Genomic DNA, 17531 nt, shown 5'->3' with positions numbered 1-17531 from the left:
CTCTGCGCCTGTCAAGGTTAAAGCCTGCGGCCGCCTACGGCGACCTTGACAGGCTTCGCGAATTACTGCCTGCTCTAATTAAGCCGGAAAAGGGGTTAGAATATAGCTCCACTAATTCTTGTTAGTTGCCTCAAGGTATATTTAACCCAATCTGTTCCCGCCTCAGGGCCAACAAGGGCTGGTACTCTCTTCCTTAACCATGCTTCTACGTCTTCTTTAACTATCTTCTTTTCTTTTATTACTTTAACGGGATTCTTTTCTACTTGTGGCATCTTCTTTTCTAGCCATGCGGCTAATTCTCCATTGGCTTTGAGCATAAGTAATGCTACCATGGCCGTTGCTCCTGCTTCGCTCCAGCTCATTCCCCTCTTTTTCATGCGAATGGCTATTTTTTTGTCTACTGTTGTTTCGGCTACGCCCATCCCGTATAACTTTAGCCCTTCCAGTTGTCGTGGTAACCGCAAGCGGTAATCTAACAGGTTATCGCGATATCTTTGACAGTAGTCATATACTTTTTGGCGTTGTTGCTTGTTTTTGCGGTTCGGTGCTTCTTCTATGAGTGCTTCCATGGTGTCCAAAAAGACCTGCTCTTGACCTTTGGCTAAAATCTCCATTAATCCTCGCGCTGTTTCGTTCCCATAAGCCTGCCTTATATCCCGGTGGAGGTGGTAGCGGTCCAATTGTACAATGGCTCCTGGTAACTGTTCTTTGGCTGTCTTCTGGATCCAGCTGGCTCCGTCGCCATTGACCACATATATTGTTTTTTCGTCTATCTCGTAGTACCTGGCTATTTCCGTGGTGAGGGCTTCCCAAAATTGTTCTCCATCTTCATAGATGCCCATTACTACCCGCGGGTTCTTGAGATGCCGGGCATTCCCTTTTTCTATCCACCCTTCGTATACTATTCCTACTTTTACTTCTATCCGCTCTTGCTTGCTCCTTTGCAGGGGAATCATTATGCCATCGGCTTCGATAAATAGTGCCGGTACTTTTTTCTTTTTGCCTTGGGGCTCTTCCCCGCTCACGAATAGCTTGTTGCGCAGGGCTTCTTGCAGTCCTTTTTGTTCCAGTCCATTTCGTTTTACTTCGCTATGGATGGTCATATGGCTTAATTGGCCCATCCCTGCTTCGGCCATTATTTCCGCTGCCTGCCTGAAGGGTAACCGGGTTGCCAGCGATACGGCTAATTTGAGCAGTCTTCCTGTCAGGCGCTTTCCTTGGCGTAAGTTCAGGGCTTCGTCTAACAGAAACCTTCCCTCGCCTCTTTTCTTTTTGCGCGTCGCTTTGACATATAGTCGGCGCTTAAAGGTTATATCCCCGTACAGGCAGGTGATTGTGCGGTAGCGGAAGCCAGCTATCCTATATCTCTTGGGTTTTGCTGGCATAAGGGCATCATCCAGGGCTTCCAGTACGGCTACCAATAATCGCCTGGCTATTTGCAGGATAACTTCTTCTAGAGTGTTGAAATTCTCGATACCATCTAATAAACTAAAGATGGTAGCGGTACTGGTATTACCGTTTACCATAAAGAGACCTCACTCCTTTTACGGTGTTTTTCTTCTTGTGAGGTCTCTTTTCTCTTTTTTGCTCCTTTTTCCTCCTGCCTACTGTAATTTTACACTAACGCGCAGTTTACCTTTTGCTGAAGAAGCCCTCCACCGGCAACATGGGGAAGAGGTATCATATATTGCCTATACGGTAGAAGCAGTTCTGGTCGGTCCCCAGGGGGTAACCATCCCCCTGCTCACCGAGTTCTGCGAGAACCCTATAGGGGAAAAAGAGGCCTTCACCAAGCAGGATTGCGAACTAAAAGCCGGCAAAAGGCTGCTGACACGCCTGCGCAAAGCCTTTCCCAAGCTACGTATCATGGTAGTAGCCGATGGCCTGTACGCCAATGGACCCATGATGGCCCTGTGCCGCCAATTACATCTGGACTTTATGTTTATCCTACCCCAGGACCGCCTGAAAAGTGTCTGGGAAGAGGCGGGAGGCCTTAGAAAACTGGAAAAGGACCAGAAACTCAAGTATCATTGGGGGAACAGAGAGCAAAACTTCTGGTGGGCCAACGATATCGACTATGAGTTCCAGGAGGCTTCCGGAGCCTGGCGGCGGTTCAAAATTCATGTAGCGGGATGTACAGAGACGTGGGAAGAGAAAGGCGAAAAAAAGGAAGCCCATTGGGCCTGGGTATCCTCGCGACCTTTCACCAAAAAGAATATCATCGCCCGCTGCAATCATGGGGCCCGCCACCGCTGGAACATTGAAGAAAATATCCTGGTAGAAAAACATCAAGGTTATCAGTATGAACATGCTTTCTCTCTGAACTGGACGGCAATGAAAAACTGGCATTTGCTTATGCACCTGGGACATCTGTTAAATATCTTGACACTACATACGGAAGCCCTGGTGGAGAAAGTTCGACAATTGGGCTTCAGGGGAACCCTTAAGTTCCTCCGGGAGACTTGGAGCAACCCCTGGATTGATCGCGACCAATTGTTGGCTCTCTGCACTAAGCCGCCCAGAATACGCTTGGCCTTTTGAAACTTTAATCTCTGCGTCAGCGACAACTTAATTCTTTACCTTCAAGTAGCTTATAGCCGCTTACATAAAGATGGCTTGCTTTGCTGTACTCAATTTTACCCCTCTTTTTTCCTGTTCGGAGCTTTTTTATCGTTTATAGAGGGTACCTACCTCCCCTTTTTGAGTTCTCACTGTTCGTTCGCCTGATTTTGGTCCCTGAACTTTGTCTTTATATATTTTCATGCGTCAGCACTGTATCAAAACGTTAGTGTAAAATTACAGTAGGCAGGAGGAAAAAGGAGCAAAAAAGAGAAAAGAGACCTCACAAGAAGAAAAACACCGTAAAAGGAGTGAGGTCTCTTTATGGTAAACGGTAATACCAGTACCGCTACCATCTTTAGTTTATTAGATGGTATCGAGAATTTCAACACTCTAGAAGAAGTTATCCTGCAAATAGCCAGGCGATTATTGGTAGCCGTACTGGAAGCCCTGGATGATGCCCTTATGCCAGCAAAACCCAAGAGATATAGGATAGCTGGCTTCCGCTACCGCACAATCACCTGCCTGTACGGGGATATAACCTTTAAGCGCCGACTATATGTCAAAGCGACGCGCAAAAAGAAAAGAGGCGAGGGAAGGTTTCTGTTAGACGAAGCCCTGAACTTACGCCAAGGAAAGCGCCTGACAGGAAGACTGCTCAAATTAGCCGTATCGCTGGCAACCCGGTTACCCTTCAGGCAGGCAGCGGAAATAATGGCCGAAGCAGGGATGGGCCAATTAAGCCATATGACCATCCATAGCGAAGTAAAACGAAATGGACTGGAACAAAAAGGACTGCAAGAAGCCCTGCGCAACAAGCTATTCGTGAGCGGGGAAGAGCCCCAAGGCAAAAAGAAAAAAGTACCGGCACTATTTATCGAAGCCGATGGCATAATGATTCCCCTGCAAAGGAGCAAGCAAGAGCGGATAGAAGTAAAAGTAGGAATAGTATACGAAGGGTGGATAGAAAAAGGGAATGCCCGGCATCTCAAGAACCCGCGGGTAGTAATGGGCATCTATGAAGATGGAGAACAATTTTGGGAAGCCCTCACCACGGAAATAGCCAGGTACTACGAGATAGACGAAAAAACAATATATGTGGTCAATGGCGACGGAGCCAGCTGGATCCAGAAGACAGCCAAAGAACAGTTACCAGGAGCCATTGTACAATTGGACCGCTACCACCTCCACCGGGATATAAGGCAGGCTTATGGGAACGAAACAGCGCGAGGATTAATGGAGATTTTAGCCAAAGGTCAAGAGCAGGTCTTTTTGGACACCATGGAAGCACTCATAGAAGAAGCACCGAACCGCAAAAACAAGCAACAACGCCAAAAAGTATATGACTACTGTCAAAGATATCGCGATAACCTGTTAGATTACCGCTTGCGGTTACCACGACAACTGGAAGGGCTAAAGTTATACGGGATGGGCGTAGCCGAAACAACAGTAGACAAAAAAATAGCCATTCGCATGAAAAAGAGGGGAATGAGCTGGAGCGAAGCAGGAGCAACGGCCATGGTAGCATTACTTATGCTCAAAGCCAATGGAGAATTAGCCGCATGGCTAGAAAAGAAGATGCCACAAGTAGAAAAGAATCCCGTTAAAGTAATAAAAGAAAAGAAGATAGTTAAAGAAGACGTAGAAGCATGGTTAAGGAAGAGAGTACCAGCCCTTGTTGGCCCTGAGGCGGGAACAGATTGGGTTAAATATACCTTGAGGCAACTAACAAGAATTAGTGGAGCTATATTCTAACCCCTTTTCCGGCTTAATTAGAGCAGGCAGTAATTCGCGAAGCCTGTCAAGGTCGCCGTAGGCGGCCGCAGGCTTTAACCTTGACAGGCGCAGAGAATTACTGCACAATACTCCGGAGCCGGAAAAGGTGTTGGATATATATGGGATTTTTATGTGAGGTCTCTTTTTGCCTACTACATCTTGACACGTACTATCAAAACCCTGACCGTAGACAAACGTCATCAATCATGCTAAACTTAATATTAAATTTATTAAATTTATGTATATCAGCTGAGGAACGGGTGCTTTTACCTCGAGGGGTAAAAGTTAAAAGGGAAGCCGGTGCGAATCCGGCGCGGTCCCGCCACTGTAAAGGTGAGGAGCCCCACCCATGGGTCACTGGGCTTTTATAGCCTGGGAAGACGTGGGGTGCCAATGAACCTGAGCCAGGAAACCTGCCTGTTGCCCTTTGCCTGACCAACCTGCGCGGATAGGGAGGTGAGTTTTTATTTTGCATTTTTGCCGGCAGGAAAACATGGATTTTATGTTGCTTTAAAGAACCTTAAAAAGGAGGATTGCTATTTATGCATAAGTGGTCTAAATCAATTTTTTATAGACCTGCTAAAAGCAGTAGTTTAGTTGTATTGATGATTCTTTTTTTAATTATAAGCCTTCCCTTGTTTATCTCTGGTTGTACACGGGAAAGCAAAGAAGTTACTGCAGAAGTTGTTCTGGCCGCTCCACGTGACCTTGCGCCCGGAGCTAAAGACCCTTATTATACTAGCTCTATTCTTCATGTTTGGGAGCCACTTATTACCTTGGATAATCACGGGCAACCGGCGCCGTGCCTGGCCGAGGCCTGGGAGATGTCCCGCGATGGCCGGGAATGGACGTTTAAGCTCCGCCAGGGCGTAAAGTTCCATGATGGCGTTGCTTTTGATGCCGATGCCGTTATTGCTAATTTTAATCGTTACCAGAAGATCAGCCCGCGGACATCGCCCTTTTATTCATTTAACATCAAAGAAGCTTATCCGGGGTTGAAGCAGGTTGTTAAAATTGATACTTACACCGTGCGCCTCACTTTCGAAAAACCCCAGCCCACTTTGCCTTTCAGGATGGTTAACTTTTATAGTGCCATTTTCAGCCCACGTAATTTTAATGATAACGGCGACTTTAATAGCCTGCCGATGGGTACAGGTCCGTTTAAACTGGTAGAACATAAAAAAGACCAGTATGCTTTGCTGGAAGCATATGAGAATTACTGGGGCAAGGCGGCCAAGACAAAACGCATCCGGGTGAGAGTGATACCGGAACCCGAAACGCGGCTGGCGGCGCTTAGAGCGGAAGAAATTATGGGGGTAATGGATCTGGGAGCCATCCAGCCTGCCCAGGCCAGGGATTTGCTCAAGGACAACCGTTTTGCCGTGTCTTCCGCCCCTTCAACTATTACCCATTATATAATGACCAACGGCACCAAGCCGCCTTTTAACGATGTCCGTATGCGCAAGGCTTTAAGCCTGCTGGTTGACCGGGACTTTATTGTAAAAGAGTTATATTATGGTTACGGCACGCCGGCAGGCAGCATGCTCAGCAACGCTTCTCCTTTCCATTCGGACCTTAAACCCGAGTACAACCCGGAAGAAGCGAAGCGGCTCGCCCGGGAAACCCTGGGGAATAAGAAAGAGAAAGTAGTAGTGATAATTCCCACCTATGCCCTGGACCGGTATCCTTATAAAGCCCAGGCAGAGCTAGTCCAATCTTACTTAAAACAGCTTGGCCTGGATGCCGAAATCCGGGTGCTGGATGGGGCAGCCTTTAACGAAGCTATGAAAAAGGGAGATTATCATATTGCCTTACGTATTCAAGGGCTCCCCAATGGTGAACCTGATACCCTTTTCCGCTGGTTTGCGACGAGCAAAGGGGCTTCCAACGTAAACTATAGCTTGGGATATAACAATCCCGAGGTTGACAATTTGATAGCAAAGGCTGAACAGGAACTGGATATTAAACGACGTAAAGAGATTTATAATCGTATCCAGGAAATAACAGCCAGGGAACTACCGATTATACCCCTTTTCTATGATGTTAACCTGATCGCTTACAATAAGCGCTTGCGCGGCTATGAAGCCGCTATTTACGGCACTACCTTGCCGGAAATGGAGCTGGCATCAAGGTGATGTATATTTTGCGACGCCTGGGGGCCGGTATCCCAACCCTTCTAGGAATAACACTTATTGCTTTTCTGCTGGGGGTAATCGCCCCCGGGGACCCGGCGGCAGAAGTCCTGCGGCTGGGCGGGATGACTGAACCTACCCAGGAGGAGATCCAGGCCATGCGGCAGCAAATGGGCCTGGATAAACCCTTGCCGGTACAGTATATGAATTGGGTAGGCAGGGCTTTGCAGGGAGATCTGGGAACTTCATATATGACCGGAAGGCCGGTGGCTGGCGAGCTTTTGAGCCGGCTGCCGGCTACTGCTTTGCTTGCCCTTGCCGCAGTTACTTTTGCCGTTTTGTTTGGCATCCCGCTGGGTGTCTTGATGGCGATTAAGAGCGACACCTTCATGGACCATCTGGGAAGGGCGGGCGCCCTTACGCTAACTTCTATGCCAGGTTTCTGGCTCGCTATTTTATTGATTGGCTTGACGGCCGAACGACTGCATCTACTCCCTACCAGCGGTTTCGGCACCTGGCAGCACTTACTTTTACCCGCTATAGTCCTCGGTGCCGGCACCAGCGCAACTTTAATGCGCTTGACCCGGGCTACTTTGCTGGACGTGTTGGGGCAGGACTATATCAGGGCCGCGAGGGCAAAGGGTTTATCATCAGGTGTTGTAGTTCTAAGGCACGCTCTTCCCAACGCGTTTATTCCTCTATTGACAGTAATTGGTTTAAACCTCGGCCATATCCTGGGGGGTTCGGTGGTGGTTGAGGTAATCTTTGCCTGGCCCGGTATTGGCCGCCTGGCTGTCGATGCCATCTTTCGCCGCGATTATCCAGTAATCCAGGGTTATGTTGTGTTTACGGGGCTAGTTTTTCTTTCACTCAATTTGATAGTAGATCTCTTGTATCGCCTGCTTAATCCTCAGGTCCGCCTGGGAGAGAGCGCTGAATGAAACGCAATCCTGCGGCTTTACTGGGTGCGGGGCTTTTGCTAACAATGATACTCGTCTCTTTGCTGGCGCCCTTGCTGGCCCCCTATGATCCAGTAGCCATAGACCCTGCTCACCGCCTCGCACCAGTGAGCAGGGAACATCTCCTGGGAACCGATACTCTGGGGCGTGATGTCTTGAGTCGCCTGCTTTATGGTGGACGTATTGCCCTGATCATGTCATTGGTGGCAGTCACCTGCACTATGCTGATAGGGATGAGCGTGGGCCTGGTGACCGGTTATTATGGGGGCATAATTGACGATATATTGACTGTAGTTATTAATATTCTGCTGGCTCTCCCAGGGTTGAGTTTGATGCTCGCAATTGCTGGCGTACTTGGCCCGGGCATAAACAGTTTGTTCATTGCCATGGTTACAACCTCATGGGCCGGTTTTGCCAGGGTTGTCCGCGGCGAGGTCTTACGCGTGCGTGAAGAAGGATATGTAGAAGCGGCCCGGGCTCTTGGAGCAAGCAGCACGCACATCATTCTTCGTCATATTTTACCAAACATTTTAGGCCCGGTGGTGGTCCTGGCCACCCTGCGCGTTGGCGGGTTCCTGCTGGCCGTAGCCTCATTGAGTTTTCTCGGATTAGGCATCCAGCCCCCCGCGCCCGATTGGGCGGTTATGTTAAACGACGGGCGGGCTTACTGCCGTAGCCGTCCTCTCCTTGTGATTGCCCCTGGCATGTGCATAGTGGCGGCGGCCCTTGGCGCCAATCTTTTAGGTGACGCCTTACGAGATTTGCTGGATGCCAGAAATGAACAGCATGGTAACTGGAGGAGCTTGGGATAAGGGAGGACGAGCATTGGGCTGCATCCTCAGCATACAGGACCTGAAAACAAGTTTTTATACGCGGAATGGAGTTGTCAAGGCCGTCGAGGGCGTAGATTTACATTTAGAAGAAGGTAAGACCTTTGGCCTCATCGGGGAAACGGGTTGTGGCAAGTCGGTTCTCGGCCTTTCCGTTATGCGCCTCCTGCCCCGGAATGCCCGGGTTGAGGGGAAGATTTTTTACCGCGGGCAGGATTTGCTGCAGTTCTCAGAAGGTCAAATGCAACGTTTAAGGGGAAAGAAAATCGCCCTGATTCCCCAAAATCCTGGATCTTCCCTTAACCCTGTTCTAAAGATAGGCATCCAGATCGCAGAGGCCCTCCAATTACACCACCGTTTGCCGCGAGAACAGGCTTGGGCGAAGGGAAGAGAAATTCTATCCTGGCTTAAACTTCCAGCCCCTGAAAATACTATGAGGGTTTACCCGCACCAGCTGAGCGGGGGGATGAAACAAAGAGTCCTGGCTGCCATCGGCATGACCGGAGCACCCGATTTGCTTATAGCCGATGAACCTACCAAGGGTCTGGACGCTGTGATACGCTCTCAAGTGGTGGCTGTTTTAAGCCAAATGGTTTCCCAGACAAAGGCGACCTTATTAGTTATTACCCATGATTTGAAAGTGGCTACCCGTTTATGCCAGCAAGTGGCAGTCATGTACGCCGGAGAAATAGTTGAACTGGGAACTGCGGAACAAATCTTTAATTCACCCCGGCATCCATACACCCGGGCTCTTCTAGCGGCTCAGCCTGTCAATGGCTTAAAACCTCTGGACGGTTTTAGTCCCAGCTTGATTAATTTACCTCCGGGTTGCAAATTTCATCCGCGGTGTGGTTATGCCAGAGAAGTATGCAGGCAGGAACATCCCCCTTTAATGGAAACCATAGCAGGAAATCTGGTGAGGTGTATGTTTTTTGATCAGGGTTGAGAACCTGACTAGAACTTATTGGGTAGGGACCTTTAAAAAGAAGCCATTGCAGGCAGTGGACAATGTTACTTTTTTTATTCGCCCGGGTGAGACTTTGGGCTTAGTGGGAGAAAGCGGTTGCGGCAAATCTACATTGGCACGATTAATATTAGGGTTAATCCCGCCTACCTCAGGCAAGGTGTTTTTTGATGACCTGGATCTCACTGCAATTGGACCCAGAGAGATACTGGCAATAAGGAAAAAAATGCAGATTATTTTCCAACATCCGGAATCAGCTCTTAATCCCCGTATGCGTATTTTTGATTGTCTGGCGGAACCTTTGCGCCTTCACCGTATTGTTATTAAAGGCTCGCTAGAAGAAAAGGAGCGGGTGGCAGAGCTGGTGGAACTGGTGGGGCTAAGCAAAGAACACCTTAACCGATTTCCCCATGAACTGAGCGGGGGACAGCTTCAAAGAGTCGTATTGGCCCGGGCTCTATCATTGCATCCCAGTTTTATCGTTGCTGATGAACCTACCTCTATGCTAGATGTTTCGGTCCAGGCCCAGGTGCTTAATTTGCTAAAACATGTTCAGGGCCTTTATAATCTGACCTATTTATTTATCTCCCATGACATTGAGGTGGTCCATTGCATGAGTAATAGGATAGCCGTCATGTATGGTGGAAAGATCGTGGAAATCGGTCCTGCGGACAGCGTATATAAAAACCCGCTCCATCCTTATACACAGCTACTGATCCGGGCTTTTTCTGATATAGGTGCAAGCATTTTGGAGCCTGGCACCAGACGATTTATTAAAACTTTTTTCGGTGGCTGCAGGTTTTATCCTTCCTGTCCGCAAGCCGGAAATATTTGCAAGAATCCACCTGAATTGAAAGAAGTTGCACCTGGTCATTCAGTAGCCTGCTTGCAAATATGATCCTTTTAAAGCAGAAGGTATAAAATTAACGAGGTCAGGGAGGATTTTGGATTATTTTTGTAGAATGTATTATAAAAAATGGTGTCTCTGGCTAGCATCAAGGGAAGCCGGTGCAAAGCCGGCGCGGTCGCGCCACTGTAAGGGGGAGTGACCCCACATCAGGCCACTGGGTTTTGACCTGGGAAGGCGTGGGGGAACGGTGAATCCGAGCCAGGAGACCTGGTGCTTGCCGTAGCAGCTGGTGCTCCCTACGCAGGATGGGGAAACGGCATGTCCCCTGTTTTCTTTGGAGCAGGGGTTTTAATTTTATAAGGGTAGGTGTCTGGCCCCGAGGGGCCAGCTTAAATGCAGCCAGCCGGTCCGGCAAGGAACTTCCAATAAGGGAAAACGACTGGGGGTTCACGATGCGCCGGGAGCGGTAGAAGGACGGCCTATTCTAACCCACCCGGGGAGTTCGCAGGGAGGTGTTAGTTCAGGCCGTTTTTTGATGGTGGTAATAATGTGGTGCCGGTGAACCTGAGCCAGGAGTCCTGCTCGTTGAACTGGACTAATAAAGATTTTTTTGACCATAAAAAACTCAAGGAGGAGGCTATCAAAAAGTGTTGAGCAAAAAATATGGTTTTGCCGTCAGGGTAATATGCCTGCTAATGCTGGTAATGATCTTTGTAACCGGGTGTAGTAGCGAAAAAACTGGCACTCAAAATAGTAATACCAGGAAAACAGTCAAAACGTTTGTTGACGGCACCGGCAAAGAAGTAAAAATTTCCTGCCCGGTGGATAAAATCGTTTGTATTACTTCGGGTGTATCAGAAATCCTTTATGCTTTAGGCAGCGCTGATAAGATCATCGGACGTGATAGTTACTCCATTTTCCCGGCAGACCTGGAGAAAATCCCGGTGATGGCTAAATCTTCTTTTGCTCCCAACCTGGAAGCCATCATCCAGAGCGCGCCGGATGTAGTCATTGCCGATACCATGTTAAAGGACGACCTGCGGGCCAAACTGGAAGAAGCCGGCCTGCCGGTTCTGGTCTATACGACTTCTTATCCCCACGAAACTGCCTTAGTAACTAAGCAAATGGGTGAACTGACGGGGAAGGAGGAAACAGCGGCCAAGTTAATTGCCTTTAGCGATAAATACTACCAGCTTATTAAGGACAGGGTAGCCAGGTTGCCAGAAGACAAAAAGCCCCGGGTTTACTACGAGTGGCAAAAACCCTACTACAGTGCCGGTGATAAAACCCCTGCTGCCGATCGTATTGCCTTATCCGGAGGGAAGAATATTGCCGCCGGCCAGAAGGTTAAATATCCCGAGCTGACTCCTGAATGGCTGGCCGGGCAAGACCCCCAGATCATTATCTGCATGGCCAGCCGGGACGCCGCGGATAAAATGAAAGCCCTCTACGAGGAAATCCTGGCCAGGCCGGCACTGCAGCAGACAACCGCGGTCAGCCAGAAAAAGGTCTATATCATGAGCTGGGGCCTGGGCACCGGGATCCGCTCGGTAATCGGTTCTCTATACTGGGCCAAGTGGTTCCACCCCGACATATTTGCCGATGTCAACCCCGAAGCTGTTCACCGCCAGTTACTGCAGGAGTTCTACCGCATGGAATTAAAGGGTACCTGGGTTTACCCGGCGGCTAAATAAGCTAACCTGCCAATCCCTTTTTTATCCTTTGGAAGACGCGGGGGTTAAGTCCGGGTATAAGTGTCTACCCACTTAAGGGGGCATTAATGATGCGTAGTAATATGGTCGGGGAAAAAGCTACCGGTGATGCCAGGGGAGATTTTTATGCCCGGCTGGCTAGCCATAAAATATTGACAATCATTCTTTTAAGCCTCGCTTTGCTGGCTGCGTTGGTAATTTCCCTCGGCCTGGGCAGCGCCAATATCAGCCTGCAGGAGCTCTGGCTGGTTATCAAGGAGGCGGTTACCACCGCCCCCGCCGGCTTGGAGATAGGAAACAAGCTGGCTCGGACAGTTATTTTGAATCTCCGCCTGCCCCGGGTGCTGCTGGCCACCCTGGCTGGCTGCAGCCTGGCCGGGGCAGGGGTGGTGATGCAGGGGATTTTGCGCAATCCCCTGGCCGATCCTTATATCCTGGGCATCTCCGCCGGCGCTTCCTTCGGGGCGGCCCTGGCGGTGGTCCTGGGCCTGGGGAAGCTCGCCGGTTTCACCCTGGCGAAAGGTTATATCATCGTGGCCAGTGCTTTTACCTTTGGCCTGTTAACGACGTTTGTCATCTACGGGGTAGCCAGTCTCCGGGGCCTGGCCCCGGAGACCCTCATCCTGGCCGGCGTGGCCCTGGGTTATCTCTTTTCCGCTGGCGTTTCTTTACTGAAGTACCTGTCGTCCCATGAAGAACTGCGTGAACTCACTCTCTGGCTCATGGGAGGACTGGCCGGGGCTAAATGGCAACCTTTAATTTTGCTTTTTCCTGTTTGCCTTGCTGCCCTGGGTTTTCTCTGGCGCTCTTCCTGGGACCTCAATGCCCTGGGAGCCGGGGAGGAAGTGGCCGCCAACCTGGGCGTCAATCTTGACCGGCTGCGGCGTAAGGGTGCTGTCGGCGCCTCAATGCTGGCCAGCGCTACGGTGGCCTTTACCGGGATTATTGGTTTCATTGGCCTGGTGGCCCCCCACCTGGGCCGCTTCCTGGTCGGCAGCGACTATCGTTACCTGATCCCGGCTTCCTGTTTGCTGGGGGCTCTCCTTTTGCTGGCGGCCGACACCCTGGCCCGGACGGTGGCCAGCCCCATCGAAATCCCCGTGGGAGTGATTACTTCGCTAATCGGGGTACCCTTTTTCCTCTCTCTTCTCTTCCGGGAAAGGAGGCGCTGGTGGTCATGAAACTGGCCGTGGATGGTTTGTCATTTAATTACGATAGTCAACCAGTCCTCAACGAGGTAACGCTGACCATAGATCCGGGGGAAATAGTTACCATTATAGGACCAAACGGTTCAGGAAAAAGCACCTTCCTGCGGTGCCTGGCCAGGATATTGCTGCCGGCCCGGGGCGTAATCTACCTGGATGGCCGCAATATAACCAACCTGTCGGGCCGGGCCCTGGCTATGCTTCTGGGCTATGTTCCCCAGGAAGGGACGAAGGTATTTCCCCTAACTGTGTATGAAGCTGTGTTACTGGGTCGCAGGCCTTATATAACCTGGGCTGTTGGGCAAAGAGACCGGCAGGTGGTAGAAGAAATTCTGCGGTTCCTCCAACTGGAACCCCTGGCTGGCAAAACCCTGGGCAATTTAAGCGGGGGCGAAAAACAGAGAGTAATGATCGCCCGCGCCCTGGCCCAGGAGCCCAGGGTTATCTTGCTGGATGAACCTACCTCCAACCTGGATATTCGCCACCAGTTGGAGGTGCTGGGCATCCTTGAATTTCTGGCCTGGAAAAAGAGAATGACCGTACTCATGGTACTGCATGATTTAAACCTGGCGGCCCGTTTTTCCCAAAAGCTGGTGCTCTTGCATCAGGGGCGCATCTTTGCTTCCGGCAGCCCGCAGGCGGTGCTCACCCCGGAAAATATCCGCGCTGTCTATGATGTCGAAGCCCGGGTGCGCGAAGACGACCTGGGCGTCCAGGTTTTGCCCATTTGTCCGGCTAACGGGAGAGCAAAGCTTTAAGCTGGAGGGGAGAGGGTTATGGCTTTAAAAATTTGCTTTTATACGGCCATTGAAGGTGAGCTGGGTAGTTTAAGCCGGGCTGCCCGGAGGGTGCAGGAGGATTATGGCCGGCTGGTTGAAGTTGCGGCCTCCTCGAAGCGGGGAGAAGGCGGGCGAACGGCGGGAGAAATTTCTCAACTTGCCGGTGGCGCTGATCTGATTATCGTGCACCTCATGGGTGGGCCGGATTCCCTGCCGGGGCTCCAGGACCTGGTAGAGCTGGCCAGGAAAAAGAATATCCCCCTGGCTGTGTTGCCCTCGATGGGAGATGATAACCAGCAGCTTTTGTCCCTTAGCAATATGATGCCGCAAGATTACCACCGGCTGCGCCTGTACGTTGCCTATGGCGGCGAAGATAACCTGAAAAATCTTCTTCTCTGGGCTGCCGGTCGTTATGGTGGTATAGAGGTGGCGGCAGCCGAGCCCCGCCCGTTACCCTGGGAAGGTTTCTACCACCCGGACTGCCCGGCACCGGAAGCGGCGGCACTTTATTTACAGAAGAAGCTCAAAGAAAGTCGCCCGGTAGTGGGGATACTTTTCTACCAGAGTGCCTGGGTGGCAGGCAATACAGCGTTCATTGATGAACTTGTCCGGCAGATAGAAAAACAAGGCGGCATAGCCTTGCCGGTGTTCCTTTACGCCACCAGGAACGACGAACTGGGCAGCCGGGGTCTGGCCTGGGTGCTGGAAAATTATTTTAGCCGGGACGGCCGGCCGATGGTAGATGTGGTGGTTAATACCCTGATGTTCTCCCAGACCATGGCCACGCCCACCTTCAGCCGGGTGGAAGAAAAAGGGCTTTACCAGCGGCTGGGCGTACCCCTAATTAAAGCCATCGTGTCCCTGACTCCCTTTGACGAGTGGCAAAAAAGCCCCCAGGGTCTGGGACCCCTGGATGTAGTTATGAGTGTGGCCTTACCCGAATTTGACGGGGATCTAATCAGCGTACCTGTGGCCACCCGGGAAGAGACCGGGGAGGATCCATCGACCGGTGCTGTTTTAAGCCAGTATGTACCTATACCTGAACGGGTAAGCAAGGTTGCCTCCCTGGCCCTGCGCTGGGCCCGGCTAAGGCACAAACCCAACCAGGAGAAAAGGGTGGCCATTATCCTCCATAATTACCCGCCACGCAACGACCGCATCGGCTGTGCCTTCGGCCTGGATACCCCGGCCAGCGTCCACCGCCTGCTGGTGGCCATGCAGGCCGCCGGCTACCGGGTAGAGGATTTGCCGCCGGATGGGGCGGCTCTGATGGAGAGGATCCTGTCCGGGCTGACCAACGAGCGCGGCTGGCTCGACCCGCGGGAGCTGGATCGCCGGGCGGCCGCTCGGGTGGACGGGGATACCTACCGGGCCTGGTTTGAGGCCTTTCCTCCCCAGGCCCGGGAGCATTTAACATGCAATTGGGGTGAGCCGCCGGGAGAAGTATTTAATTACCAGGGCCAGCTCCTCATCCCGGGCATCTTCCTGGGAAACGTTTTTATCGGCATCCAGCCGCCCCGGGGCTTTCTTGAGGACCCGGCCACAATTTACCACAGCCCTGACCTGGCCCCGCCCCACCACTACCTCGCCTATTACCGCTGGCTGCGGGACGTTTTCCAGGCGGATATGGTTTTCCATATCGGCAAGCACGGTTCCCTGGAGTGGCTTCCGGGCAAGGGGGTAGGGTTGTCCGGGGCCTGCTTCCCGGACCTGGCCATTAATGACCTGCCCCACCTTTACCCTTACATCATTAACAATCCCGGGGAAGGTACCCAGGCCAAGAGGCGGACCCATGCCGGGATCATTGCCCACCTGCCTCCGGTTATGACCAGGGCCGATACTTATGATGAGCTGGCCGGGATAGAAGTCCTGGTCAAAGAGTACCACATGGCAAAGACCCTGGATGAGACGAAACTGCCGGCTTTGCGCGAGTTGATCTGGGAAAAAACAGCGGCCAGCCAGCTGGACCGTGACCTGGGCCTGGAGAAAGAGGAGGCTGAGCAAGACTGGGAAGGCTTCCTGGAACGGCTGCATTCTTACCTGTATGAGGTAAAAGATACCCTCATCCGGGATGGCCTCCACATCCTTGGCCAGGCACCTCGAGATGAAGCCCTGGTAGAAATGCTCCTGGCTTTAACCCGCCTGCCCAACAACGATTTCCCTGCCTTACGGGAACGACTGGCCCTGGTGAAGGGATACAATTACGACCAGTTGCTGGCTGAGCCGGGGTTCTTCGACCCGGTGCAGGGGCGTACTAACGCTGAAATCATGGACGAAATCGAACAATTAAGCAGGGAGTTTATCAAAGCCCTGGCGGCCTCTGGCTTCAGCGAGGAAGCCATACCCGTAGTTGCAGGAGAGATCCTGGGGTGCCGGGATGAAGAAATTATCCGGCTGGGTAAATATATTACCGGCAACCTGGTACCGGCCCTGGAAGCCACGGTAAAAGAAATCGAAAACTCTATTAAGGCCCTGACGGGTGGTTTCATTCCGCCCGGTCCTTCGGGTGCGCCTACCCGGGGTATGGCTGATATCCTGCCGACGGGCCGCAACTTCTATTCCCTTGACCCCCAGGCCGTGCCCACCCGCGCTGCCTGGGAAGTAGGGAAAAAGCTGACGGAGGCCCTCCTGGAGCGCTACCAGCAGGAAAAAGGTGACTACCCGGAAAACGTCGGCATGGTGATCTGGGCTACTACCAATATGCGTACCGGGGGCGAGGATATCGCCCAGGCCCTGTACCTGCTGGGAGTACGCCCGGTTTGGGAAGAAAAAAGCGGGCGCGTTAAAGGACTGGCGGTGATTCCCCTTGAGGAGCTGGGGCGGCCGCGGGTTGATGTAACTATCCGGGCTTCCGGGATGTTTCGCGATGCCTTCCTGAATGTCATCCACCTGCTTGACCGGGCGGTGGAAATGGTAGCCGGGCTGGACGAACCGGAGACAATGAATTTTGTGGCTGCCCATGTAAAAGCCGAAGTAGCTGCGCTGATAGCCGCCGGCGTAGAGGAGGAACAGGCCCGGGAGGAAGCCAGGTGGCGTATTTTTAGCGACCGGCCTGGTACCTACGGCGCCGGGGTAAGCAATTTAATCACGGCCAGGAACTGGCAGGATGCTAAGGACCTGGGGGAAGTCTACGTTACCTGGGGCGGCTATGCCTACAGCCGCCGTACTTATGGCCGGGAGGCCCAGGATACCTTCCGGCGCCGCCTCGCTACGGTGGCCGCAACGGTAAAGAACGAGGACAGCCGGGAAGTAGACATGTTTGACAGTGATGACTTTTACTCCTACCATGGCGGCATGGTGGCGGCCGTTAAGGCCATTAAAGGAGAACTACCCCTCTCCTTCAGCGGCGACAGCAGCGACCCCAGGCGGGTACGGGTACGTACCCTGGAGGAGGAGACCCGGCATATCTTCCGGGCGCGGGTGCTTAACCCCAGGTGGATTGAAAGCATGAAGCGCCATGGGTACAAGGGCGCAGGAGACCTGGCGGCTTTGGTGGAGCATTCTTTTGGCTGGGACGCTACGGCGGAAGTGCTGGAAGACTGGCTCTATGAAGCCCTGGCGCAAAAGTATGCTCTGGATCCGGGGATGCAGGAATGGTTTAAGGAGGTCAACCCCTGGGCATTGCAGACTATCACGGCCCAGCTTTTAGAAGCCATCGAAAGGGGAATGTGGCAGGCCCGGCCGGAAACTGCTGCTGCCTTAAAGGAACTGTACCTGGATATTGAAGGGGAATTAGAGGCCCGGACGGAGTGAAGGTTGTCTTAA

The 17531-nt window shown here is 52.0% G+C and carries 12 protein-coding genes and 2 riboswitches; of the genes, 11 read left to right on the top strand and 1 reads right to left on the bottom strand.

The features are described from left to right. Positions 1-95: 95 nt before the first annotated feature. Positions 96-1526 (bottom strand): ISLre2 family transposase, encoded by a 1431-nt coding sequence (locus tag MGLY_RS16295; RefSeq protein WP_156272057.1) that lies wholly within the window; start codon positions 1524-1526, stop codon positions 96-98. A 58-nt stretch (positions 1527-1584) separates the two neighbouring features. Here MGLY_RS16295 and MGLY_RS16290 point away from each other — a divergent pair, with 58 nt between their 5' ends. From MGLY_RS16290 to cobN, 11 genes are all read left to right on the top strand, one after another. Then, entirely contained in the window at positions 1585-2541 is a 957-nt protein-coding gene (locus MGLY_RS16290; protein ID WP_156275632.1) for a hypothetical protein, read from the top strand. Between the two features lie 342 nt (positions 2542-2883). Then, positions 2884-4314: an ISLre2 family transposase gene (locus MGLY_RS16285; RefSeq protein ID WP_156272057.1), complete on the top strand. Its 1431-nt coding sequence runs from the start codon at positions 2884-2886 to the stop codon at positions 4312-4314. 262 nt (positions 4315-4576) lie between these two features. Beyond that, positions 4577-4770, top strand: a riboswitch (cobalamin riboswitch). Positions 4771-5111: 341 nt separating this feature from the next. Continuing rightward, positions 5112-6470, top strand: a complete 1359-nt coding sequence (locus MGLY_RS16280; protein WP_211661943.1) for an ABC transporter substrate-binding protein — start codon at positions 5112-5114, stop codon at positions 6468-6470. Then, entirely contained in the window at positions 6470-7408 is a 939-nt protein-coding gene (gene nikB / locus MGLY_RS16275) for a nickel ABC transporter permease (protein ID WP_156276567.1), read from the top strand. Before MGLY_RS16280 ends, nikB begins: the two co-directional genes overlap by 1 nt. Further along, positions 7405-8238: an ABC transporter permease gene (locus MGLY_RS16270; protein WP_156275628.1), complete on the top strand. Its 834-nt coding sequence runs from the start codon at positions 7405-7407 to the stop codon at positions 8236-8238. The genes nikB and MGLY_RS16270 overlap by 4 nt, the downstream gene beginning before the upstream one ends. Positions 8239-8251: 13 nt before the next feature. Further along, positions 8252-9202: an ABC transporter ATP-binding protein gene (locus tag MGLY_RS16265; RefSeq protein ID WP_156275626.1), complete on the top strand. Its 951-nt coding sequence runs from the start codon at positions 8252-8254 to the stop codon at positions 9200-9202. Further along, the gene (locus MGLY_RS16260; protein ID WP_156275624.1) at positions 9189-10118 is read left to right on the top strand and encodes an ABC transporter ATP-binding protein; all 930 of its coding nucleotides are present in this window, start codon (positions 9189-9191) and stop codon (positions 10116-10118) included. Before MGLY_RS16265 ends, MGLY_RS16260 begins: the two co-directional genes overlap by 14 nt. A gap of 59 nt (positions 10119-10177) precedes the next feature. Then, positions 10178-10359: riboswitch (cobalamin riboswitch) on the top strand. 358 nt (positions 10360-10717) lie between these two features. Then, entirely contained in the window at positions 10718-11764 is a 1047-nt protein-coding gene (locus MGLY_RS16255; protein WP_156275622.1) for an ABC transporter substrate-binding protein, read from the top strand. Between the two features lie 89 nt (positions 11765-11853). Then, entirely contained in the window at positions 11854-12963 is a 1110-nt protein-coding gene (locus MGLY_RS16250; protein ID WP_170291142.1) for a FecCD family ABC transporter permease, read from the top strand. Beyond that, the gene (locus tag MGLY_RS16245) at positions 12960-13745 is read left to right on the top strand and encodes an ABC transporter ATP-binding protein (RefSeq protein WP_156275617.1); all 786 of its coding nucleotides are present in this window, start codon (positions 12960-12962) and stop codon (positions 13743-13745) included. The genes MGLY_RS16250 and MGLY_RS16245 overlap by 4 nt, the downstream gene beginning before the upstream one ends. A gap of 18 nt (positions 13746-13763) precedes the next feature. Continuing rightward, the gene (gene cobN, locus MGLY_RS16240) at positions 13764-17519 is read left to right on the top strand and encodes a cobaltochelatase subunit CobN (protein WP_156275615.1); all 3756 of its coding nucleotides are present in this window, start codon (positions 13764-13766) and stop codon (positions 17517-17519) included. Positions 17520-17531 lie beyond the last annotated feature (12 nt).

This window comes from Moorella glycerini (assembly GCF_009735625.1).
Lineage (GTDB): Bacteria > Bacillota > DSM-521 > Neomoorellales > Neomoorellaceae > Neomoorella > Neomoorella glycerini.
The sequence above is the reverse complement of the archived record's forward strand: the minus strand, read 5'-3'. Positions and strand labels throughout refer to the sequence as shown.